The following is a 22,271-nucleotide window of genomic DNA, read 5'->3' as shown; positions in this document are numbered from 1 at the left end:
ATGTCGGCGGTGCGCCGGGCCACACTGGCGTCGTGGAACGGATCGAGGACCCCGCCGACCCCCGGCTCGCGGACTACCACCACCTGAACGACGCTGCGGCGCGGGCCGCCGCCGGGCGCGACGAGGGGGTGGAGGCCTGCACGATCGTCGAGGGCGCCGTCGCGCTGCGGGTGGTCCTCGACCGGGGGGTGCCGCTGCGGTCGGTCCTGCTGACGCTGTCGAAGGCGGCGGCGCTCGAGGCGGCGCTCGACGGCCTCCACGGCGTGCCGGTGTACGTCGCTGACCGCGAGGTGCTGGCCGGTGTCGTCGGCTTCGACCTCCACCGTGGCGTGCTCGCCTCCGCGGTCCGGCCGGCGCCGGCGGAGCCGACCGACGTCCTCCGCGGGTGCCGGCGGGTGGTGGTCGCCGAGGCGCTGAACGACCACGAGAACCTGGGCGCGCTGTTCCGGAACGCGGCGGCGCTCGGCGTCGAGGCCGTCGTGCTCGACGACCGGACGGCGGACCCGCTGTACCGGCGCTCGGTCCGGGTGTCGTCGGGCTGGGCGGCCGTGCTCCCCCACTCGCGCGTGGGGCCGCTGCCCGGCGGCTACGAACCGCTGCGCGCCGCCGGGTTCCGGATCGTCGCGCTCACGCCGGCCGCCGGTGCGCTCGACGTCGACCGGGCGGCCGACGACGGCCTCCTGAGCGACCCCGTCGCGCTCGTCGTCGGCGCCGAGGGGCCGGGGCTGTCGGCCGCCGCGATCGAGGGCGCCGACGTCGCCGTGCGGGTGCCGATGGCGCCCGGCGTCGACTCGCTCAACGTGGCGACGTCGCTGGCCGTGGTCGCCGCGTTCGCCGCGGCCCGCCGCGGCTGGCGGTGACCGGACGGGACCGACGTGCGGTCAGCCGGCGCGGAGCGCGGCCAGGACCGCGGCCACCTCGAGGGCGGTGTCGGCCGCCTCGGCGCCCTTGTTGTCGCCCGAGACGTCGCCCTCGATGACCGAGCGCACGAGCGCCTGCCGGCGGTCCTCGACGGTGAGCACCCCCAGGATGATCGGCACCTCGGTGCTGAGCTGCGCCGACATGATCCCCTCGGCGGTCGGGCCGGCGACGTACTCGAAGTGCGCCGTGTCGCCCCGGATGACGCAGCCGATCGCGATCACCGCGTCGTAGCGGCCGGTGCCGGCCATGACCTTGGCGGCGAGCGGGAGCTCGAACGCGCCCGGAACCCACGCCAGGTCGACGTCTTCGTCGGCGACGCCCCGCGCCGCGAGCGTCTCCCGCGCCCCGCGCAGGAGTCGGCCGGTCACGACCTCGTTCCAGCGGGCGCACACGATGCCGATGCGGCGCCCGGTCCCGTCGACGTGCGCCTCGCCCTCGCCGGGCGGGGTGGAGAAGTTGCGGCCCACGTCGTCCTCAGTCGTCGAGGTTCTCGAGCAGGTGGCCCATCTTCTCCCGCTTGGTGCGCAGGTAGTCGATGTTCTCGGGGTTCGGCGCCGACAGCACCGGCACGCGCTCGGTGATCTCGAGGCCGAAGCCCTCCAGGCCGCCGTACTTGGCGGGGTTGTTGGTCATCAGGCGCATGGTCGTGATGCCGAGGTCGTTGAGGATCTGCGCCCCGATGCCGTACTCGCGGGAGTCGACGGGCAGGCCGAGCTCCACGTTCGCCTCGACGGTGTCGTGGCCCTCCTCCTGGAGGCTGTAGGCGCGGATCTTGTGACCGATGCCGATGCCGCGGCCCTCGTGGCCCCGCAGGTACACGAGCACGCCCAGGCCGTCCTCGGCGATCTTCTGCATCGCGGCGTCGAGCTGCACGCCGCAGTCGCAGCGCAGGGAGTGGAAGACGTCGCCCGTCAGGCACTCCGAGTGGACGCGGACGAGCACGTCCTCCTCGCCCTGCACGGCGCCCTTGGCCATCGCCACGTGCTGCTCGCCGTCGAGCACCGACTCGTAGACGTAGCTCGTGAAGTCGCCCCACGGGGTGGGGATGCGGGCCTCGGCGATGCGCTTGATCAGCTTCTCGTTCTGGCGCCGGTACTTGATGAGCTGCGCGATCGAGATCATCAGGAGGTCGTGGGTCTTGCAGAACTCGACCAGGTCGGGGACCCGCGCCATCGTCCCGTCGTCGTTGACGATCTCGCACAGCACACCGGCCGGGTACAGGCCGGCCATGCGGGCCAGGTCGACCGCGGCCTCGGTGTGGCCGGCGCGCTTCAGGACGCCGCCCTCGGAGTAGCGCAGCGGGAAGATGTGGCCCGGCCGGGCCAGGTCGAGCGGCGTCGTGGCCGGGTCGGTGAGCGCCCGCAGCGTGGCGGAGCGGTCGGCCGCGGAGATGCCCGTGCTGGTGCCGTGCACGTAGTCGACCGAGTAGGTGAACGCAGTCCGGTGCGACTCGGTGTTCTCCCGCACCATCAGCGGGATGTCGAGCTCGTCGAGGCGCTCCCCGAGCAGCGGCGCGCAGATCACGCCCGACGTGTGGCGCACGAAGAAGGCGATCTTCTCGGGAGTCGCGGCCTCGGCCGCCATGATGAGGTCGCCCTCGTTCTCACGGTCCTCGTCGTCGACCACGACGACGATCTCGCCCTTGGCGATCGCCGCGACGGCGTCCTCGATCGAGGCGAAGTCGGAGCCCTCGCGTCCCTGCGTGTCGAGCGGTTCCCTGCTCATGATCCGCTCCCCTGTTCGGTGGCGGTCGCGACGGGCTCGGGGGCGGGACCGCCCACGAAGCCCGCGAGCAGCCGCTCGGCGTACTTGGCCATGACGTCGACCTCCAGGTTGACCGGGTCCCCGGGACCACGGTGGCCGAGGGTGGTCACCTCGGCGGTGTGCGGAATGAGCGCGACGGTGAAGCCGTCGTCGAGGACGTCGACGACGGTCAGGCTGACGCCGTCGACGGTGATCGAGCCCTTCTCCACGACGTAGCGGAGGAGCCCGTCCGGCATGCGGACGCGGAGGTCGGGGGCCGGTTCGACCACCTCGCCGACCGCGTCGACGTGGCCCTGGACCAGGTGGCCGCCCAGGCGGTCCTCGAGGCGGACGGGCCGCTCGAGGTTGACCGGGTCGCCGGGCTGCAGCGAACCGAGCGACGTGCGGGCGAAGGTCTCGTCGCTCACGTCGGCCTCCCACCAGTCGTCGCCCCAGGCCACGACGGTGAGGCACACGCCGTTCACGGCGGTCGACGCGCCCATCGTCACGTCGTCGAGCACGGTCGCGGCCCGGATCCGCAGGCGCGGGCCCTCGAGCGACTCGACCGACCCGAGCTCCTCCACGATCCCGGTGAACATCAGCGACCCCTCCGCTCGTGGCCCTCGTCGTCCGCCGCGCCGCCGTCAGCCGGGTCGGGCACCATCTCGATCCGCAGGTCGACGCCGACCCGCTCCACCGCGACGAACCGCCCGCGGCGCACCTCGGAGATGTCCCACGCGCCGTTGCCGCCGAAGAGGCCCTTCGCGTCGTCGCCGCCGAACAGCGCCGGTGCGGTGTAGATCACGTAGCGGTCGACCAGCCCGGCCCGGTGGAACTCCCCGGCGACGTTGGCGCCGCCCTCGACGAGCAGCTGCAGCACGCCCTTCGACCCGAGGTCGTCGAGCACGTCGCCCAGCGCGCCCGAGGTCGAGTAGCAGGGCTGGACGCGGGCGTCCTCGGCCACGGTGCCGAGCACCACGCGCAGCGGGTCCACGTTGCCGCCGTCGGGCAGCACGGGGGGCCGGTAGTCACGCACGGTCAGCGACGGGTCGTCGCGCCGGACCGTGCCCGCGCCCACGAGGATGGCGTCGGACTCGGCGCGCAGCCGGTGGCCGTCGGCGCGGGCCTCGGGCGAGGTGATCCACTGGCTCGTCCCGTTGGGCGCCGCCGTCCCGCCGTCGAGCGTGGCCGCCAGCTTCAGCACGACGTAGGGCCGACCGGTCGAGCGGTGCTTGAGGTAGGCGACGAGCTGCCCGGCGACCTTCTCGGCCTGGACGCCGACGAGGACGTCGACGCCCGCGGCGCGCAGCTGCTCGATGCCGCGGCCCGAGACGTTGGGGTCGGGGTCGACGACGCCGACGACGACCCGGCGGATGCCCGCCTCGATGATGGCCTCGGTGCAGGGCCCGGTGCGGCCGGTGTGGCTGCAGGGTTCGAGGGTGCAGTAGAGCGAGGCGCCCCGGGCGGCCTCGCCGGCCTCGCGGAGGGCGACGACCTCGGCGTGCGCGCCGCCGGGCGGCTCGGTGGCGCCCTGGAACATCCGGCCGTCGGCGGCCCGGACGACGGCTCCGACCCAGGGGTTCGGCGACGTGGCGCAGCGCACGCCCGCCGCGGCGGCGATCGCCCGCGTCATGCACTCGCGGTCGACGGCGTCGCTGACGTCGGGGAGGTCGGTGTGGTCGGGAGCGTTCACGTCGATGGCTCGTGGCGGTCGGTGCCGGGGACGGCACGCGGGACCGGACGGCACCCGATGGTACCGCCCTCGACCCCCGATGGTCGAATCAAATCCGACCGTTCAGAATCCGACCGCCGACACCCACTGGTGCGCCGCCGACCGCCTCACCCGTGCGTGGGGTGGCCGCCCGAGGCGCCGCCGAGCAGGTCGAGCGCGTGCGGCACGACGTCGAGCACGGCGTCGAGCATCTCGACCGCCCCGCTGGTGGACCCGGGCGTGTTCAGGATCAGCGCGGACCCCCGGATGCCGGCGATGCCGCGGGACAGCCGCCCCAGCGGGTTCACCGCCCGCATGGCCTCGGCGAAGCCGGGGGCGCTGCGGTCCAGGATCCGCTTGGTGGCCTCTGGCGTGAGGTCGCGCACCCCGAACCCGGTGCCCCCGGTGGTCACGACCAGGCCGTTGAACCCGTAGGCCATGTACGACAGGGCGTTCGAGACCTCCTCGACCCCGTCGGACACCACGCGGTGCTCGATCACCTCGAAGTCGCGGCCGGCCAGGAGGTCGACCAGGGCGGCGCCGCTGCGGTCCTCGCGCACGCCGGCGATCACGCCGTCGGACACGGTGAGGACCTTGGCCTGGTGCTGGGAGCGCCCGCCGTGGGCTCCTCCGGGCGCGGCGGCGGTCGGGTCGGGCTGGTCGCTCATGCGGCCGATCGTACCGGGCCGCCTCAGGACGCCGAGCGGTAGCGGAACAGGCACATCCCGTCGGTGTCAGCCTCCTGAGGAAGGAGCACCGCGCCCCTCCCCCACGGCCGCCACGGGTCGCCCGGCGGGTCGAGCGGCTGCAGTCCGGGGTGGGCCCGGGCGACGTGGTCGTCGACGGCCAGGCTCTCGGCCACGGTCAGCGTGCAGACGCTGAACGCCAGCTCGCCGCCCGGGTTCAGCAGGCCCACCGCGGCGTCGACCAGCCGCACCGCGAGCGCGCCCAGCCGCTCGGGCGCATCGACGTCGACGCGCCAGCGGGCGTCGGGGCGGCGGCGCAGGACGCCGAGGCCGCTGCACGGGGCGTCGAGGAGGACCCGGTCGAACGACCGCGGTCGGAGGGGCGGCGCCTCGGCATCGGCGACCACCGCCAGGACGTCGTCGGTGCCGACCGACGCCGCGTTCGCCGTGATCAGCCCCGCACGGGCGGGACGGAGGTCGGCGGCCACGACGGTGGCGCCGTCGGCGGCCAGCGCGGTGGCCTTGCCCCCGGGCGCGGCGCACAGGTCGGCGACCAGGTGGCCCGGGCGGGCGCCGACGAGCTCGGCGACCCACTGCGAGGCGAGGTCCTGGACGTAGCCGTCGGCGCGGCGGTGCACGACCGGGGCGCGGTCCATGGCGTCGAGCGCGGCGAGCCCGTCGTCGACGCCGAGGTCGGCGGTCAGCCGGTCGACGATCCAGTCGGGGTAGCTGAGGCGGGTGGCGTCGTCGGGGTACTCGACGGGGGCGGACGCCACCTTCCGCAGGACGGCGTTGGCCAGGCCCCGGAACCGCTTGGGCGCGGCGGCGACCGTCGCCGACACGACGGCGTAGTCGGGCAGGTCGTCCCGGAACGCCAGCTGGTAGGCGCCGAGCCGCAGCACCCGGCGCGCCGCCGGCGGCGGGTCCGAGCTGAGGAAGCGGTCGACGAGGAAGTCGCACGCCCGCCGCATGCGGACGCTGCCGTAGACGAGGTCGGTCACGAACCCGCGGTCGCGGTCGCCGAGGTCGCTACGGGACAGGACCGCCGGGAGGGCCAGGTTCGCGAAGGCGCCGTCGTCCTCGATCCTCGCCAGCGCCTCGAGCGCGGTGCGCCGGGCGGCGACGCCGTCGTCAGCCACCGGCGGCCGCCCCGGCGTCGCCGTCGCCGAGGCGCTCCCCGTCGGGGCGGGCGCCGTTGGCCCACGCGGCGGCGTCCATGGCCGGCCGGCCCTGCGGCTGGACGGTGACGAGCTGCAGCACACGGCCGTCGCCGCAGCCGACGGCGGTGCCGTCGACGACGCCCGGCTCGGCGGCTGCGTCCGGCCCCACCGTCGCGGCGAGCACCTTGAACCGCTCGCCCCGGAACGTCGTCCAGGCCCCGCCGATCCGCACGATCCGGCCCAGCTGCTCGGCCGGGAGGGACCAGTCCAGGTGGCGGTCCTCGGCGGTGATCTTGTGGGCGTAGGTGACACCCTCGTCGGGCTGCGGGCGGCTGTGGTCGAGCCCGGCCGCCAGCGAGTCGACCAGCAGCGGCGCGCCGAGGTCGGCCAGCTGCTCGGTGAGGGCGGCGGCGGTCAGGTCGTCGGTCACCGGCACCTCGGCCACGGCGTGCACGTCGCCGGTGTCGAGCCCCTCGGCCACGTCCATCACGCAGACCCCGGTGCGCTCGTCGCCCGCCAGGATCGCCCGCTCGACCGGCGCCGCGCCCCGCCACCTCGGCAGCAGCGAGAAGTGCAGGTTGACCATCGGCACGACGTCGAGCAGCGACACCGGGATGATCCGCCCGTAGGCCACCACGACGCCGAGCTCGACGTCTGCGACAGCCACGTCGTCGAGCCGGTCGGTCACCTCGAGCCCGAGCTCGAGCGCCGCGGCCTTGACCGGGGTGGGCGTGCGGGCGCCGCCCCGGCCGCGGCGCTTGTCGGGCCCCGACACCACGAGGGCGACGTCGTGGCCGGCGGCGACCAGCGCCCGGAGGGTGGGGACCGCCGCGGGCGGGCTGCCGAGGAACGCCAGGCGCATGGTGGACGGGGCGGCGCGAGGGCTCAGCGGAGCCGGAAGAAGGACGTCTTGGTCCCCGGCTCGGGCGTCAGGCAGGCGCCCGGGTCCTCGCGGGAGAGCTGGAGCTCCCGGACCGCCCGTTTGGCCTCCTTGCGCTGCTCGTCGGTGAGGCGCTCGAGCAGCAGCACCCCGTCGAGGTGGTCGAGCTCGTGCTGGATCACGCGGGCGAAGTACTCGTCGGCCTCGAACTCGACCTCGTTGCCGTCGAGGTCGAGGCCGGTCACGTGGATCTGCTTGGGTCGGACGATGTCCCAGTGGAGCCCGGGGACCGAGAGGCACCCCTCGGTGAACTCCCACTCGCCGTCGGACTCCTCGATGACCGGGTTGATCAGCACCTGGCCGCCGTCGCCCTCGCCGATGTCGTAGACGAAGAAGCGCTTCTGCACGCCGACCTGGGGTGCGGCGAGCCCGACGCCGGGGGCGTCGTACATCGTGTCGAGCATGTCGTCGACCAGCTTCACCAGGCGGCCGTCGATCTCGGTGACCTCGGAGGCGCGCTGGGTCAGCACGGGGTCGCCGACGATGCGGATGCCGTAGGGGGCGGACATGGGCCCCAGGCTACCGTGGGCCCCGTGCCGCCCCCGAGCCACCCCGCCGGCGGCGGCCAGTACTTCAGCTCCCGACCGACCTCGGCGTCGCGCCCCGACGAGGTGGCGCTGGTGCTGCCCGACCTGCACGTCCGGCTGTGCACCGACGCCGGCGTGTTCTCGCCCGGCCGGGTCGACCCGGGCACCAAGCTGCTCCTCGCCGAGCTCCCGCCGGCCGAGGGCTGGCCCGACGGCGACGTCGTCGACGTGGGCTGCGGGTATGGGCCGATCGCGGTCACGCTGGCCCGGCGGGCGCCGGAGCGGACGGTGTGGGCGGTCGACGTCAACGAGCGGGCCCTCGACCTGTGCCGGGCGAACGCGTCGGCGGCCGGGGTGGGCGACCGCGTGCGGGTCGTCACCCCCGACGAGGTGCCCGCCGGGCTCGAGGTCGGGCTCGCCGCCTCGAACCCGCCCATCCGGGTCGGCAAGGCCGTGCTCCACGACCTGTGCCGGACGTGGCTCGAGCGGCTCCGGCCCGACGGCGAGGCCTGGTGGGTGGTGCAGAAGCACCTCGGGTCCGACTCGCTGCAGGCCTGGATGGCCGCCGAGGGCTGGCCGACCGAGCGCGTCCGGTCGCGCCAGTCGTACCGGATCCTCCGCTCCACCCGCCCCTGACGGGCGCGGGGCCCCGGGCCCGGGGCGTCAGCGGGTGCGGGCGGGGTCGACCCAGAGCCGCAGGCGGCCAGACGGGCGGTCCACCGCGCCGAGGGCGTCGAGCAGCACCGCCCGGTCGTCGGACCGGGCCAGCCAGTTCTCGCGCTCGTCGGGCCCGTGGACCTCGACGCCGCGGGGCTGGCCGAGGCGCTCGACGAAGCCCGGCCCGGCCGTCCCGCCGATGACGGCCACCGTGGCGGCGGGCGGGAAGCCGAGCAGCGATCGCTTGGCCGCCTCGACGACCGACACGCGGGCCGGGTCGCCGTGCAGCGCCGCCTGCAGCACCACGTGGTCGGGCCGGCGGGTCTGCACCACGACGCGCCCGTCGCTCGAGCCCGACACCGCCCGGGAGGCGAGGGCCAGCAGCCGCAGCGCCTCCTCGGCCGAGCGGTACCCCATCCCCAGCAGCTCCTGGTCGACGTCGAGGAACGCCACCAGCCCGGCGCCGTGGGTGCGGAACAGCACGGCGCTCGTGCCGATCACCACTCGCTGGGCCGCGACGGCGTCGTCGGGCGTCGAGGCCGTGACCATGCCGACCGGCTCGCGCACCAGGGCCTCGAGCTCCTCCCGCGCCCGGCTCACACCCGGGCGCAGCAGCGACAGCGCCGTCGAGCCGCAGACCAGGCAGATCGACGGCCGGCGCTCGCCGCAGCGGTCGCACACGAGGTCGAGCCGGTCGGTGAGGTGCACGGCGGCCTCGCAGCGCTCGCAGGTGGTGACCGTGCCGCAGCTCCGGCAGGCCAGCAGCCGCGCCCGGCCCGTCCGGTTGAGCACGCACACGACCCGGTCGCCTGCCCGAGCCGTCTCGCGGACGGCCTCGACGAGGCGCGACGAGAAGAGGCCGCTCCGGCCGACGTCCTCGTCGCGCCGGTCCAGCACCACCAGCGGCGCCCAGCCGTGGCGTGCCCCGCCCGCGGCCGCCACCTCGCGGTCAGCGTGCGCCCGGGCCACCACCGACGGGCACGGCGACACCAGCAGGCACGGCACGCCGGCGCGGCGGGCCCGCTCGACCGCCACCTCTCGGGCGTTCCACGTCGGCGACGACTCGTTCTGCAGCCCCGGGTCGTCCTCCTCGAGCACGACGACCGCGGCCAGGGCCGGGAGCGGCGCGAACGCGGCGGCCCGGCCGCCGACGACGGTCGCCCCGCCGGCTGCGGCGGCGAAGTCGGCGGGCCAGCGCGCCACCGGTGCGCCGCTGCGGCGCAGCGCCCGGGCGATCCGGTCGACGGCCGCCACCGACGGGTGCACCACCAGCGCCTGACCGAGCCGGGCGGCGGCGACGGCGACCTCGGCGGGGTCCGAGCCCGGCGCGACCTGGACCACCGTGACCCCCGGACCGGCACCGAGCGCCTCCATCGCGGCCGGATCGGCCGGTCCCCCGGTGGCGGCGCGCGGCCGCACCGGCGGCCGACGGCCCAGCATCCGGTCCGGTGACCCGACCCGGAGCATCGTCGGGAGCCGTCCGGCCCACCGCCACGCCGCCCAGCCGCACAGGTCGATCACGTCGGGATCGGGGCCCTCGCCCGAGACCTTGGCGATCGGTTGGAGCGACACGCCCGCCGGCGGCCGCGAGTCGGCGTCGAGGACCCACCCCGCGACGCGACGGCCGTGGAACGGGACGCGGACCATGGTCCCGACGCGCACTCGGTCCCCGAGGGCATCGGGGACCGAGTAGTCGTACGGGCGATCGACGGCCGGGACGTCCACGAGGACGGTCGCCGACCGTTGGGCCCCACCCGCGGCGGGCTCGCTCTCGTCCGGTGCGGACGGGAAGAGCGTCCCGCCGTCGGGCGGTGCGGCGCGGCGCGTCAGAGGCCCAGCGCGGACTTGAGGTCGTCCACGCGGTCCAGCTGCTCCCAGGTGAAGCCGTCGCCGGTGCGGCCGAAGTGGCCGTACGCGGCGGTCTGGCGGTAGCGCGGCCGGCGCAGGTCGAGGTCGCGGACGATGGCGGCCGGACGGAGGTCGAAGACCTGCCGGACGGCGGCGTCGAGCTTCTCGGGGTCGACCGTGTTGGTGCCGAAGGTCTCGACGAGGATCGACACCGGGTGGGCGACGCCGATCGCGTAGGCGACCTGGACCTCGCAGCGCGAGGCGGCGCCCGAGGCGACCACGTTCTTGGCGACCCAGCGGGCGGCGTAGGCGGCGGAGCGGTCGACCTTGGACGGGTCCTTGCCGGAGAAGGCACCGCCGCCGTGGCGGGCGGCGCCGCCGTACGTGTCGACGATGATCTTGCGGCCGGTCAGGCCGGCGTCGCCGACCGGGCCGCCGATGACGAAGCGGCCCGTCGGGTTGACGAAGACCTCGAAGTCGTCGCCCGAGAACTGCTCGGGGATGACCGGGCGGATGACGTGCTCGATCAGGTCGGGCCGGATCTCGCTGTCGCGGTCGATCCCGTCGTTGTGCTGGGTCGAGATCAGGACGGTCTTCAGCGCGACCGGCGCCCCGTCCTCGTACTCGAAGGTCACCTGCGTCTTCGCGTCGGGGCGCAGGTACGGCAGCGTGCCGGACTTGCGGACCTCGGCGAGGCGCTCGGCCATCCGGTGCGCGAGGTGGATCGGCAGCGGCATCAGGACGTCGGTCTCGTCGCAGGCGTAGCCGAACATCATCCCCTGGTCGCCCGCGCCCTGCTTGTCGAGGAGGTCCTCCTCGCCGGCGGCCCCGGAGCGGACCTCCTCGGAGTCGGTCACGCCCTGGCCGATGTCGGGCGACTGCTCGTCGATGGCGACCATGACGCCGCAGGTGTGGCCGTCGTAGCCGAAGCTCTCCCGGTCGTAGCCGATGTCGCAGATGGTCTCGCGGGCGATCGACGGGATGTCGACGTAGGCGGAGGTGGTGATCTCACCGGCGACGATGCACAGACCCGTCGTCACCATCGTCTCGCAGGCCACCCGGGCCTCGCTGTCCTGGGTCAGGATCGCGTCGAGGATGGAGTCGGAGATCTGGTCCGCCATCTTGTCGGGATGTCCCTCGGTCACGGACTCCGAGGTGAACGTCCACCTGCTCATGTCATCTCCTCATCTGGTCGTCCTGCCGGTTGCAGGACGGCTGTCACTCGGTCCATGACCGCTCGCGCCACGTCGCGCTTGTGCGCGAAAGGCACATGATGTTGGTCGCCTTTGTGGCCAATGATCAAGACCTCGTTCGTGTCGTGCTCGAAGCCGACGCCCGGCGCGCTCACGTCGTTCGCCACCAGGAGGTCGGCGTTCTTGCGCTGCAGCTTCTCGGTGGCGTTCGCGACCACGTCGGCGGTCTCGGCGGCGAAGCCGACGAGCACCTGACCGGGGGGCTTCACCTCGCCGAGCGCCGCGAGCACGTCGACGGTCGGCGTGAGCTCGACGACGGGCACGCCGTCGCGCTTCTTCAGCTTGTCGGGCGCCACGGCCGTCGGCGTGAAGTCGGCGACCGCAGCGGCCATGACGACCACGTCGCACGCCGGGGCGACGGCGACCACGGCCCGGTGCAGCTCGGCGGCGGTGTCGACGCGGACGCGCTCGATGCCGTCGGGGACGGGCAGGTCGGTCGTGGTCACCAGCGTGACGTCGGCCCCCCGCTCGGCGGCCTCCTCGGCGATGGCGTGGCCCTGCTTGCCCGAGGAACGGTTGCCGATGAAGCGCACGGGATCGATCGGTTCGCGGGTCCCGCCGGCGGTGACCAGCACCTTCACGCCCGACATGGGACCGGTGGTCGACGGGGCGGCCGGGGCGGTCGCGCCGGGCACGGTCCCGGCGAGGACGGCCTCGGCCGCGGCGACGATGGTCGCCGGCTCGGCGAGCCGACCCGCGCCGACGTCACCGCCGGCCAGGCGGCCGGTCTCGGGCTCGACGACATGGGTGCCACGGGACCGCAGCAGCGCCAGGTTGTCCTGCACCGAGGGGTGCTCCCACATCTCGGTGTGCATGGCCGGGCACACCAGGACCGGGGCGCGCGTGGCGATCAGGACGTTCGTCAGGAGGTCGTGCGAGTAGCCGTGCGCGTAGGCCGACAGCAGCCGGGCCGTGGCCGGGGCCACGACGACGAGGTCGGCGGTCTGGCCGAGTCGCGTGTGCGGGATCGGATCGGCGCCGTCCCAGAGGGTGCGCCGCACCGGCTCCGAGGCGAGGGCCGAGAGCGTCGTCTCGCCGATGAAGTGCGAGGCGCCGGCGGTCATCACCGGCACGACGTGCGCGCCGGCGTCCACCAGGCGGCGGCAGACCTCGACCGCCTTGTAGGCGGCGATCCCCCCGCAGACCCCGAGCACGACCCGCCGGCCGGCGACGCTCGACATGGTCGGATGGGTCAGTCGGCGTCGGGGGTGGGCACGCCCACGAGCTCGACGTCGGCGACGGCCTCGCCGTCGACGGCCACCTCGACCATCGACTCGGGGATCGGGCGGCCCGTGGCCCCGCCGACGCCCTCGATCTTGTCGGCGTCGATCTCCTCGAAGGCGATCGACAGCGGCTTGCGGGCGGTCGAGGTCACCTGCGGCGGCACGACGGTGCCGAGCGCGTCACCCAGCTGGTTGTAGTACGTGTTGATCTGCCGGGCCCGGCGGGCGGCCAGCGTGACCAGCGAGAACTTGGAGCCCGCCTTGTCGAGGAGCTCCTCGACGGGGGGCTGCATCATGGTGTTGAAGCGGTCGGCCACGTGTGCTCCGGGGATCGCGTGCGGTGCCGGCCGAGGACACCCGCCCCCGGCCGGTCGTCCAGTGTAGACGAGGACACCCCCGGAGCCGGGATCGGCGCCGGCGCAGGGCTGCGGGGGCGCAGGTTCAGCCGACGGCGCGCTTGCGGGCCTCGTCGATCAGGCCGCCGATCTCGGCGACCGTCCGGTCGAGGTCGTCGTTGACGACCCGCACGAAGGGCAGGTCGCGCGAGCGGGCGACCTCCTCCTCGGCCTTGGCCAGCCGCTGGGCGATGCGCTCCTCGGAGTCGCCCCTCCCCCGCAGCCGGTCCTCCTGCACGGCCCGGTCGGGGGCATCGACGAAGACCAGCAGCGCCTCGGGGTGCAGCTCGTGGATGCGGGCGGCGCCCTGGACGTCGATCTCGAAGAGCACGTCGCTGCCGGCCGGCGGCTCGGGCAGCGGCGAGCCCTGCCGGTAGTCGAGGAAGTCGATCCACTCGAGGAAGCCGTCGCGGTCGATGTGGGCCTGGAACTCCTCGGGCGTCACGAAGTGGTAGGCGTCGGGGCGCTCGCCCTCCCGGGGCGCCCGGGTGGTCCAGGAGCGGCTCAGCCACAGGCCGTCGTCGGCCCGGACCAGCTCCTGCACGAGCGTGCCCTTGCCGACGCCACCGGGGCCGGAGATCACGACGACCACGGTGTCGGACGGGAGCAGGAGGCCGCTCACGACGCCCGCTCCGCACGCGCCGCGCCGTCCGTCGCCATCGGGAACGAGTCGAGCACCAGTCGGCGCTGCTCGGGCGTCAGCGTCCGCACCGGGACGACCTCGGGCAGGTCGAGCTGGGCCAGTCGGCGCCGGGTCGCGACCTTGCCGGCCCCCGGCAGCGACTCGAGGACGAACAGGAGCGTGATCGCGCCGTCGTCGGTGTCGTCGGCGGCGGCGAGCACGTCGTCGAGCGAACGCGAGCCCTCGCCGAGCTCGCGGCGCAGCGCCTCGCGGCGACGGCGGAACGAGTCGGCCCAGCGGTGCGCCGCCTCGGTCTCCGGGTGCGGCACCTCCGCTGCGGGTGCCGTCCGATCGTGGGGCCCGTCCACGTTCAGACGCCTGCCGCGCTCAGATGGCCGCCGCGACGGCCGCCGCGGCGACGACGGGGTCCTCGGCGGCGGTGACCGTCCGACCGATGACCAGCAGGTCGGCACCGTTCGCCACCGCCTCCTGCGGCGTGGCGGCCCGGGCCTGGTCGTGGTGCGGCCCGCCGGCGAGTCGGATGCCCGGCACGACCCGCTTCAGCCGCGGCGCCAGCTCGCGTGCGGTCTGGAGGTCCTCGGCGGCGAGCACGAGCCCGCCGCAGCCGCCCTCGAGCGCCAGCCGCACCCGGTTGGGCACGATGTGGGGCGGAGCCGAGTCGTCGCTCGTGAGCACGGTGACCGCGAGCGCCGTCGGGGTGGGCAGCCCGGCGTGGTGGGCGCCCTCGGTCAGGCCCTCGACCCCGGCGCGGAGCATGTCGACGCCGCCGGTGGCGTGCAGGGTCAGGTACTCGACGCCGAGGGCGCCCAGCACCCGGCACGCCCGGTTGACCTGCGTCGGGATGTCGAACAGCTTGAGGTCGAGGAACACCTGGTAGCCCTGGTCGCGGAGCGCGCCGATGGCGTCGGGACCGGCGGCGCTGAACAGCTCGAGGCCCACCTTGGCGACGCCGAACCACGGTCGCATGGCGGCGCCGAGCCGCATGGCCTCGACCAGGTCGTCCACGTCCAGCACCAGCGCCAGGCGCCGCCGCACGTCGTCGGCGACCTCGCCGTCCCTCGACGCCTCGGTCCCGGCCTCAGCCATGTGCTCCTCCGATCAGATCCCGCACGCGGGTCACCCCGGCACGGGAGCACCATGTTTCCACTCCCTCCAGGACGGCGCCGACCGAGCGGGGATCCGCGAAGCTCGCCGTCCCCACCTGCACCGCGGACGCTCCTGCGAGGAGGAGCTCCACGGCGGTCCGACCGTCCACCACGCCGCCGACGCCCACGATGGGGACCTCGGGCAGCGCCGCTCGTACGTCATAGACGGTCCGCACCGCCACCGGGTGGATGGCCGGGCCGGACACCCCGCCCCCGCCGGCGCCGAGCACGGGGCGGCGGGTGTCGACGTCGATCACCATGCCCATCAGCGTGTTGGCCAGCGTCACCGCCTCGGCGCCCGCCTCGTGGGCGGCGGCGGCGACGTCGACGACGCGGTCGGTGTTCGCGCTGAGCTTCGCCCACATCGGCAGCCCGGCCGCGGCCGCGGCGCGCAGCACGGCGGCGGTCGCGTCCGGGTCGTGCGCGAACAGGTGCGCCCCGCCGTCGAGGTTCGGGCACGAGAGGTTGACCTCGAGCGCCACGACCCGCTCGTCGACGCCGGCGAGCTGCTCGGCGGCGCTGGCGAAGTCGTCGACGTGGCGGCCCCAGATGCTCGCCACCACGGTGGCGCCGGTGGCCAGGACCGCGGGCAGCTCGCGCTCGCGCCACGCCGTCACCCCGGGCCCCTGCAGGCCGACGCTGTTGATCATCCCCGAGGGCGTCGGATGGACCCGCGGTGCCGGGTTGCCCGGCCAGGGACCGGACCCGAGCGACTTCACGACGACCGCGCCGATCGTGGACAGGTCGACGTAGGCGGCGAGCTCGTCGCCGTGCCCCGCCGTGCCCGACGCGGTCATCACCGGGGCCTTGAGCGCCACCGAGCCCACCGTGGTGGACAGGTCGACGGCGACGCCGGCGTCCGGCCGACGTCGGCCCCGGCGGCGAAGCGCCACCTCAGCCGACCCCGGGCGTCGCCGCGTCGCGACCGTGGTAGCTCTGCAGGCTCCGGACCGTGAGGTCGCGGCTGATCCACTCGGCGATCCCGTTGGCCGCCGCCAGCGCGGCGGCCGCGGTCGTCAGCAGCGGGACGCGCGCCTCGGCCGCGGCACGGCGGAGGTGGGCGCCGTCGGCGCGGGGACCACGACCCCTCGGGCTGTTGACAACGAGGTCGATCTGGCCGCCCGCGATCAGCTCGACGCCGTCGACCGCACCGTCGCCGCCGTCCACGGCGGCCGAGCCGTCGGGCTGCTGGAGCTTGGCCACCACCCGCTCGACCTCCACGCCGCCGTCGCGCAGCAGCGCGGCGGTGCCGCTCGTCGCGACGATGTCGAACCCGAGCTCCTGGAAGCGCTGCGCGGCGCGCAGGCCGACCGGCTTGTCCCGGTCGGCGAGCGAGAAGAACACGGTGCCGCTCGTCGGCATCCGGTCCCCCGCCGCCAGCTGGGCCTTGGCGAACGCCATGCCGGCGCTGCTGTCGATGCCCATCACCTCGCCGGTCGAGCGCATCTCGGGGCCGAGCACCGCGTCGACGTCGGGGAAGCGGTTGAACGGCAGCACCGCCTCCTTGACCGCGACGTGGTCGCCGTCGACCTTGGGGACGAGCAGGCCCTCCTCGCGCAGCTCGGCCAGCGTGGCGCCGCACATGACCCGGGCGGCCACCTTGACGAGCGGCACGCCGGTCGCCTTGGCGACGAACGGCACGGTCCGCGACGCCCGGGGGTTCGCCTCGATCACGAAGACCTGGCCGCTGCCCGGATCCGCGCTCGATCGCTTCACCGCGAACTGCACGTTGATGAGGCCCCGGACGTCGAGCGCCTCGGCGATCGCCCGCACCGACTCCTCCAGCACCGCGATCGTGGCGTCCGAGAGCCCGATCGGCGGGATGACGCAGGCCGAGTCGCCCGAGTGCACCCCGGCCTCCTCGACGTGCTCCATGATCCCGCCGATGATGACCTCGCCGGTGTGGTCGCGGATGGCGTCGACGTCGACCTCGGTGGCGTCCTCGAGGAAGCGGTCGATCAGCACCGGGCGCTCGGCGGACAGCCCGCCCTCACGGCCGAGCGAGCCCGACCCGGCGATCGCGCCCCACGCCCGCTCGAGGTCCTCGTCGTCGTAGACGATCTCCATCGCCCGACCACCGAGCACGTAGCTCGGCCGGACCAGCGCCGGGTAGCCGATGCGCTCCACGATCTCCCGCGCGCCGTCCAGCGTCGTGGCGGTCCCGCCGGCCGGCTGCGGGATCTCGAGCCGGGCGCACAGCGAGCCCCACAGGTCGCGGTCCTCGGCGGCGTCGATGCTGGCCGGTGCGGTGCCGAGCACGAGCTCCGGCGGCAGGACGTTGGCCAGCTTGAGCGGGGTCTGGCCGCCGAGGCTGACGATCACGCCCTTGAGCGACCCGCCGCCCTGCTCGGCGGAGCGGCGCTCGGCGTCGATCACGTTGAGCACGCCCTCCGCGCTGAGCGGCTCGAAGTAGAGGCGGTCCGACGTGTCGTAGTCGGTCGAGACCGTCTCGGGGTTGCAGTTGACCATCACGGTCTCGTAGCCGGCGTCGGCCAGCGCGAAGCAGGCGTGGACGCAGCAGTAGTCGAACTCGATGCCCTGGCCGATCCGGTTGGGCCCGGAGCCGAGGATGATGACCTTCTCCCGGTCCGACGGCGCGACCTCGCTGTCGTCCTCGTAGGTGCCGTAGTGGTACGGCGTGGTCGCCTCGAACTCGGCGCCGCAGGTGTCGACGGTCTTGTAGGTGATCTCGACGCCGGCGTCGAGCCGTGCGGTCCGGACCGTGGTCTCGTCGAGGTCCCACAGGTAGGCGAGCTGGGCGTCGCCGAAGCCGAGGCGCTTGGCGCGGCGCCAGTCCCGGCGGGTCATCGCGGCGAGCGCCTCGGACCCGGTGCCCTTCGCCTCGAGGTGCTGGCGCTCCTCGATGATCGACAGGATCTGGTCGAGGAACCAGGGGTCGATGCGGGTGGCGTCGGCGACGTCCTCGACGCTCACGCCCCGGCGCAGCAGGGACTCGACGCCGAGGATCCGCTCGGGCGAGCCGACGGCGACGCGGGTCAGCAGCTCGGCCGTGGTGACGTCGTCGAACTCCTTCTCCCCCGGGTCCTGGTTCAGCCCGCTGCGGCCCTGCTCGAGCGACCGCATGGCCTTCTGCAGCGACTCCGGGAACGTGCGGCCCAGGGCCATGACCTCACCCACGGACTGCATCTGCGTCCCGAGGCGGGCCTCGGCGCCGGGCAGCTTCTCGAACGCCCACCGGGGCACCTTGGTCACCACGTAGTCGATCGTCGGCTCGAAGCTCGCCGGCGTCTTGCGGGTGATGTCGTTCGGGATCTCGTCGAGCGTGTAGCCGACGGCGAGCTTGGCCGCGATCTTGGCGATCGGGAACCCGGTGGCCTTCGACGCGAGCGCCGAGGACCGGCTGACGCGGGGGTTCATCTCGATGACGACCTGGTCACCGGTGTTCGGGTCGACGGCGAACTGGACGTTCGAGCCGCCGGTCTCGACGCCGACGCGCCGGATGCAGGCGAACGCGGCGTCGCGCATCTGCTGGTACTCGACGTCGGTCAGCGTCTGGGCGGGGGCCACCGTGATCGAGTCGCCGGTGTGGACGCCCATCGGGTCGAAGTTCTCGATCGAGCAGATGACCACGCAGTTGTCGGCCCGGTCGCGCATGACCTCGAGCTCGAACTCCTTCCACCCCGCGATGGAGCGCTCGATGAGGATCTCGGAGATCGGGCTGGCCTCGAGCCCGAGCGACGCCAGGCGCTCGAACTCCTCGGCCGTGGCGGCGATGCCGGTCCCCTTGCCGCCGAGGATGTACGCGGGGCGGATGACGACGGGCAGGCCGAGCTCGCCGACCACCGATCGGGCCTCGTCCATGTCGTGGGCGATGCCGGAGGCCGGCACGTCGAGGCCGATCTCGAGCATCGCGGTCTTGAACCGGTCGCGGTCCTCGGCGGTGGCGATCGCCTCGGCCTTGGCGCCGATGAGCTCGATGCCTCGGCGCTCGAGGGCACCCGACTCCGACAGCTCCATCGCCAGGTTGAGCGCGGTCTGGCCCCCCAGGGTCGGGAGGACGGCATCGGGCTGCTCGCGGTCGAGGATCCGCTCGAGCACCTCGGCGACGAGCGGCTCCACGTAGGTGGCGTCGGCGAAGTCGGGGTCCGTCATGATCGTGGCCGGGTTCGAGTTGGCCAGGATCACCCGGTAGCCCTCCTCGCGGAGGACTCGGCACGCCTGGGTGCCGGAGTAGTCGAACTCGCAGGCCTGGCCGATCACGATCGGGCCGGACCCGATGATCAGGATCGACTCCAGGTCGTCACGACGGGGCATGGCGGGGTCCTCGCTGGGTCTCGTGGGGGGACGGCATCGTCTCGGGGGGTGGGGTGGTCGACGTCGGGGCTCCGACGGCCGGGGTGGCCGAGCCGGCGGGCGCGGTGTGCGACGCTGGTGCGGTGAAGTTCGGCTTCGAGCAGCGATGGACCGCACCGGTCGACGACATCATGTCGACGTACCTCGACGAGGCGTTCTGGAACGGCCTCGACGCGAGCAGCTTCTCGAAGATGGCGCCGCCCGAGGTGCTGGACCTGGTGCGCGACGACGCCGCGGGCACCGCGCTCGTGCGGCTGCGGTACAAGGTCGACACGGACCTGCCGGCGCAGGCGGCCCGCTTCATCGACCCGAACGACGTCGCCTGGGTGCAGGAGACGTCGTGGGACCTGACGGCCCGCACCGCCGAGGTGCGGTTCCTGCCGGTGCAGGCGGCGAGCCTCATCCGGGCGACGGCCGGCATCGTGGTCAAGGACGACGGCGACGACACCGTCCGCGAGCTGCGCGGCGAGTTCAAGGTCCGCATCCCGCTCGTCGGCGCCCAGGTGGAGAAGGCGGTGGTGGGCGACATCGGGACCAACCTCGACGAGGAGGCCGACGCCGTGGCCCGGTACCTGGGGCTGCCGGACTGACCGGGCTGCCCGGCCGGGAGGGCAGGGGCCGTCATGGGCGGTGCTCGTCCATGAGGTCGGCGAACCGCTCGAACAGGTAGTGGCTGTCGTGGGGACCGGGGCCGGCCTCGGGGTGGTACTGGATCCCGAAGGCGGGCACGTCGAGGCAGCGGAAGCCCTCGAGCGTCCCGTCGTTGAGGTTGACGTGCGTGACCTCGATGCGGTCGAGCGAGTCGACGTCGACCACGTAGTTGTGGTTCTGGCTGGTGATCTCGACGCGGCCGGTGGCCAGGTCGCGGACCGGGTGGTTCCCGCCGTGGTGGCCGAACGGCAGCTTCGTGGTCGTCCCGCCGAGTGCGGTGCCGAGCATCTGGTGGCCCATGCAGATGCCGAAGATCGGCACCTTGCCGAGCAGCTCGCGGACGGTGTCGGGCACCGTCTCGACCGCGCCGGGGTCGCCGGGGCCGTTCGAGAGGAACACGCCGTCGGGGGCGCGCTCGAGGATCGCCTCGGCGGAGGTCCCGGCCGGGACCACGTCGACGGCGGCGATGCGGGCGAGGTTGCGGACGATCGTGGTCTTGATGCCCATGTCGATCGCCACGACGCGACGCCCGGCGCGCCGGGCGTCGTCGCCGACCGCCTCGTAGGTCGTGACGCCGTCGCCCGTCACCGTCGCGACGAGGTCGATCCCGTCGGTGCCGAGCGCCTCGGTCGCCGCGGCGCGCAGCGTGGCCTCGTCGGCGTGGCCGAACACGCCGGGCAGGGCGCCGTGGTCGCGCAGGTGGCGGGTCAGGCGCCGGGTGTCGACGCCGGCGATCCCCGGCACGCCGTAGCTGCGGAGGTAGCCGTCCAGGTCGCCCTCGGCGCGGTGGTTGCTGTGCCGGCGGGCCAGGTCGCGGACGACGACGCCGGAGCAGCGCGGGCGCAGCGACTCGTCGTCGTGCGCGTTCACGCCGTAGTTGCCGATGTGCGGGTACGTGAACGTGATGATCTGCCCCGCGTAGGACGGGTCCGAGATCACCTCCTGGTAGCCCGACAGGACGGTGTTGAAGACGAACTCCCCCGCCGTCACGCCGCCCGCGGGCCGGGCGCCGATGGCCTCGCCCTCGAACATGGTGCCGTCCGCGAGGACGATCGCCGCTTCCTCGATGCCGCCGCTCATGGCCGTGCTCCTCCGTCGTTCATCGCTGCAGCTCCCCGTCGAGGACCACCGCGTCTCCTCTGCAGATCGTGTGGCGCACCTTGCCGCGCACCGAGAGCCCCGCGTACGGGACGTTCCGGCTCCTCGACGCACCGCCCGAGCCGTCGATCGTCCACCGGTGCGAGGTGTCGACCACGCACAGGTTGGCGGCGCTCCCGGCCTCGATCGGCCCGCCGTGGTCGGCCATGCCCGCGATCGCCGCGGGCTGCCACGACAGCCGGGCGATGACGTCGGCGTCGGTCAGCCGCGGCCCGTCGTACGGTCCGGCGGCGCCCGGCACGCCGCCGTCGTCGCCGGGGCCGGCCGCCTGGCCGTCGACCAGTCGGGTGAGTGCGAGCGCCAGCGCGTACTCGAGGCCCAGCATCCCGGGCGGCGCCTGGTCGAACGGACGCTCCTTCTCCTCGGCCGGGTGCGGTGCGTGGTCCGTGGCGATCGCGTCGATCGTGCCGTCGGCGAGCCCCGCCGCCACCGCGTCGACGTCGCCGGCGGACCGCAGCGGCGGGTGGACCTTGAACGTGGCGTCGTAGCCGGCGCAGCAGGCGTCGGTCAGGGTGAAGTGGTGCGGCGCGGCCTCGGCCGTCACCGGCAGGCCTGCGGCCTTCGCCGCCGCGACCATCGCGACGGAGCCGGCGGTCGAGAGGTGGAGGAAGTGGACCCGTGCGCCGGTGAGGCGGGCCAGCGCGATGTCGCGCATGACCATCAGCTCCTCGGCCTCGGCGGGCTGCCCCGGCAGGCCGAGCCGGGCCGACCACTCCCCCTCGTTCATGCACGTGCCCTCGCTCAGCGCGGTGACCTCGCAGTGCTGCGCGAGCGTGACGCCGAGCCCGGAGGCGTACTCGAGCGCCCGGCGCATGAGCCGGTCGTCCTGCACCCCGGTGCCGTCATCGGTGAAGATCCGCACGCCGAGGGCCGCCATCTCGGCCATGGGCGCGAGCTGCTCCCCCGCCCGGTCGACCGTGATCGCGCCGGAGGCGTGCACGTCGCAGACGCTGCTGCGGCCCAGCTCGAGCACCTCCCGCACGACGGCGGCGCAGTCCATCGCGGGCGTCGTGTTCGGCATGGCCAGCACCGCGGTGTAGCCGCCGAGCGCCGCGGCCCGGGATCCGGACCCGATCGTCTCGGCCTCCTCCTTGCCCGGCTCGCGCAGGTGCGTGTGGAGGTCGACGAGGCCCGGCGTGACGAGGCAGCCCGACGCGTCGAGCTCGACCTCGGCGCTCAGGCCGTCGCCGACGGCGGCGATCCGGCCCTCGGAGACGACCACGTCGGCGGTGCGCTCGCCGGAGGCGTCGAGGACCCGACCGCCCTTGATGACGAGGTCGGCGCCGGGGCGGATGT

General features: G+C 74.3%; 22 protein-coding genes. 3 read left to right on the top strand and 19 right to left on the bottom strand.

What is annotated here, in order from left to right; translation table 11 throughout:
* Positions 1-32 precede the first annotated feature (32 nt).
* Positions 33-860: a TrmH family RNA methyltransferase gene (locus tag LH044_RS01435; RefSeq protein WP_227758018.1), complete on the top strand. Its 828-nt coding sequence runs from the start codon at positions 33-35 to the stop codon at positions 858-860.
* Positions 861-881: 21 nt separating this feature from the next.
* On the opposite strand, the gene ribH is transcribed toward LH044_RS01435, so the two are convergent.
* The 8 genes from ribH to def all read right to left on the bottom strand — a co-directional run bounded on the left by ribH (position 882) and on the right by def (position 7,670).
* Complete coding sequence (gene ribH, locus LH044_RS01430; protein WP_227758017.1) at positions 882-1,388, bottom strand: 6,7-dimethyl-8-ribityllumazine synthase; 507 nt, start codon at positions 1,386-1,388, stop codon at positions 882-884.
* Positions 1,389-1,395: 7 nt separating this feature from the next.
* Positions 1,396-2,646 carry a bifunctional 3,4-dihydroxy-2-butanone-4-phosphate synthase/GTP cyclohydrolase II gene (locus LH044_RS01425; RefSeq protein ID WP_227758016.1) on the bottom strand — a complete coding sequence of 417 codons (1,251 nt, stop codon included), beginning with the start codon at positions 2,644-2,646 and terminating at the stop codon, positions 1,396-1,398.
* Positions 2,643-3,263 carry a riboflavin synthase gene (locus LH044_RS01420; protein WP_227758015.1) on the bottom strand — a complete coding sequence of 207 codons (621 nt, stop codon included), beginning with the start codon at positions 3,261-3,263 and terminating at the stop codon, positions 2,643-2,645. Before LH044_RS01420 ends, LH044_RS01425 begins: the two co-directional genes overlap by 4 nt.
* Entirely contained in the window at positions 3,263-4,357 is a 1,095-nt protein-coding gene (gene ribD / locus LH044_RS01415; RefSeq protein ID WP_227758014.1) for a bifunctional diaminohydroxyphosphoribosylaminopyrimidine deaminase/5-amino-6-(5-phosphoribosylamino)uracil reductase RibD, read from the bottom strand. Before ribD ends, LH044_RS01420 begins: the two co-directional genes overlap by 1 nt.
* Positions 4,358-4,503: 146 nt before the next feature.
* The gene (locus LH044_RS01410; protein WP_227758013.1) at positions 4,504-5,043 is read right to left on the bottom strand and encodes a MogA/MoaB family molybdenum cofactor biosynthesis protein; all 540 of its coding nucleotides are present in this window, start codon (positions 5,041-5,043) and stop codon (positions 4,504-4,506) included.
* A 23-nt stretch (positions 5,044-5,066) separates the two neighbouring features.
* On the bottom strand, positions 5,067-6,200 hold the full coding sequence (locus LH044_RS01405) for a transcription antitermination factor NusB (protein WP_227758012.1): 1,134 nt from the start codon (positions 6,198-6,200) through the stop codon (positions 5,067-5,069).
* Positions 6,193-7,083, bottom strand: a complete 891-nt coding sequence (locus LH044_RS01400; protein ID WP_227758011.1) for a methionyl-tRNA formyltransferase — start codon at positions 7,081-7,083, stop codon at positions 6,193-6,195. Before LH044_RS01400 ends, LH044_RS01405 begins: the two co-directional genes overlap by 8 nt.
* Before the next feature lie 23 nt (positions 7,084-7,106).
* On the bottom strand, positions 7,107-7,670 hold the full coding sequence (def, locus tag LH044_RS01395) for a peptide deformylase (RefSeq protein ID WP_227758010.1): 564 nt from the start codon (positions 7,668-7,670) through the stop codon (positions 7,107-7,109).
* A gap of 24 nt (positions 7,671-7,694) precedes the next feature.
* Here def and LH044_RS01390 point away from each other — a divergent pair, with 24 nt between their 5' ends.
* Positions 7,695-8,324 carry a class I SAM-dependent methyltransferase gene (locus tag LH044_RS01390; RefSeq protein ID WP_227758009.1) on the top strand — a complete coding sequence of 210 codons (630 nt, stop codon included), beginning with the start codon at positions 7,695-7,697 and terminating at the stop codon, positions 8,322-8,324.
* Between the two features lie 27 nt (positions 8,325-8,351).
* On the opposite strand, the gene LH044_RS01385 is transcribed toward LH044_RS01390, so the two are convergent.
* The 9 genes from LH044_RS01385 to carB form a co-directional block, all read right to left on the bottom strand.
* A complete protein-coding gene (locus tag LH044_RS01385) occupies positions 8,352-10,070 on the bottom strand; it encodes a primosomal protein N' family DNA-binding protein (protein WP_227758008.1) in 1,719 nt (572 codons plus the stop codon).
* A gap of 101 nt (positions 10,071-10,171) precedes the next feature.
* Complete coding sequence (gene metK / locus LH044_RS01380; protein WP_227758007.1) at positions 10,172-11,368, bottom strand: methionine adenosyltransferase; 1,197 nt, start codon at positions 11,366-11,368, stop codon at positions 10,172-10,174.
* Entirely contained in the window at positions 11,365-12,627 is a 1,263-nt protein-coding gene (coaBC, locus tag LH044_RS01375) for a bifunctional phosphopantothenoylcysteine decarboxylase/phosphopantothenate--cysteine ligase CoaBC (RefSeq protein ID WP_227758006.1), read from the bottom strand. Before coaBC ends, metK begins: the two co-directional genes overlap by 4 nt.
* 11 nt (positions 12,628-12,638) lie before the next feature.
* Positions 12,639-12,986: a DNA-directed RNA polymerase subunit omega gene (rpoZ, locus tag LH044_RS01370; protein ID WP_227758005.1), complete on the bottom strand. Its 348-nt coding sequence runs from the start codon at positions 12,984-12,986 to the stop codon at positions 12,639-12,641.
* A gap of 124 nt (positions 12,987-13,110) precedes the next feature.
* Positions 13,111-13,686, bottom strand: a complete 576-nt coding sequence (locus LH044_RS01365; protein ID WP_227758004.1) for a guanylate kinase — start codon at positions 13,684-13,686, stop codon at positions 13,111-13,113.
* The gene (locus tag LH044_RS01360) at positions 13,683-14,054 is read right to left on the bottom strand and encodes a hypothetical protein (RefSeq protein ID WP_227758003.1); all 372 of its coding nucleotides are present in this window, start codon (positions 14,052-14,054) and stop codon (positions 13,683-13,685) included. Before LH044_RS01360 ends, LH044_RS01365 begins: the two co-directional genes overlap by 4 nt.
* A gap of 19 nt (positions 14,055-14,073) precedes the next feature.
* Entirely contained in the window at positions 14,074-14,793 is a 720-nt protein-coding gene (gene pyrF / locus LH044_RS01355; protein ID WP_227758002.1) for an orotidine-5'-phosphate decarboxylase, read from the bottom strand.
* Positions 14,786-15,745, bottom strand: coding sequence for a dihydroorotate dehydrogenase (locus LH044_RS01350; RefSeq protein ID WP_227758001.1), 960 nt, complete (start codon positions 15,743-15,745; stop codon positions 14,786-14,788). Before LH044_RS01350 ends, pyrF begins: the two co-directional genes overlap by 8 nt.
* A 1-nt stretch (position 15,746) precedes the next feature.
* Positions 15,747-19,127, bottom strand: coding sequence for a carbamoyl-phosphate synthase large subunit (gene carB, locus LH044_RS01345; RefSeq protein WP_227758000.1), 3,381 nt, complete (start codon positions 19,125-19,127; stop codon positions 15,747-15,749).
* A 122-nt stretch (positions 19,128-19,249) separates the two neighbouring features.
* Here carB and LH044_RS01340 point away from each other — a divergent pair, with 122 nt between their 5' ends.
* Positions 19,250-19,756, top strand: a complete 507-nt coding sequence (locus tag LH044_RS01340) for a DUF2505 domain-containing protein (RefSeq protein WP_227757999.1) — start codon at positions 19,250-19,252, stop codon at positions 19,754-19,756.
* A gap of 31 nt (positions 19,757-19,787) precedes the next feature.
* Here LH044_RS01340 and carA read toward each other — a convergent pair whose 3' ends face one another.
* A complete protein-coding gene (gene carA, locus LH044_RS01335) occupies positions 19,788-20,897 on the bottom strand; it encodes a glutamine-hydrolyzing carbamoyl-phosphate synthase small subunit (protein WP_227757998.1) in 1,110 nt (369 codons plus the stop codon).
* A gap of 19 nt (positions 20,898-20,916) precedes the next feature.
* Complete coding sequence (locus tag LH044_RS01330) at positions 20,917-22,269, bottom strand: dihydroorotase (protein ID WP_374210576.1); 1,353 nt, start codon at positions 22,267-22,269, stop codon at positions 20,917-20,919.
* Between the last annotated feature and the right edge of the window lie 2 nt (positions 22,270-22,271).

It is taken from the genome of Dermatobacter hominis, from assembly GCF_020715685.1.
Classification (GTDB): domain Bacteria; phylum Actinomycetota; class Acidimicrobiia; order Acidimicrobiales; family Microtrichaceae; genus Dermatobacter; species Dermatobacter hominis.
The sequence above is the reverse complement of the archived record's forward strand: the minus strand, read 5'-3'. Positions and strand labels throughout refer to the sequence as shown.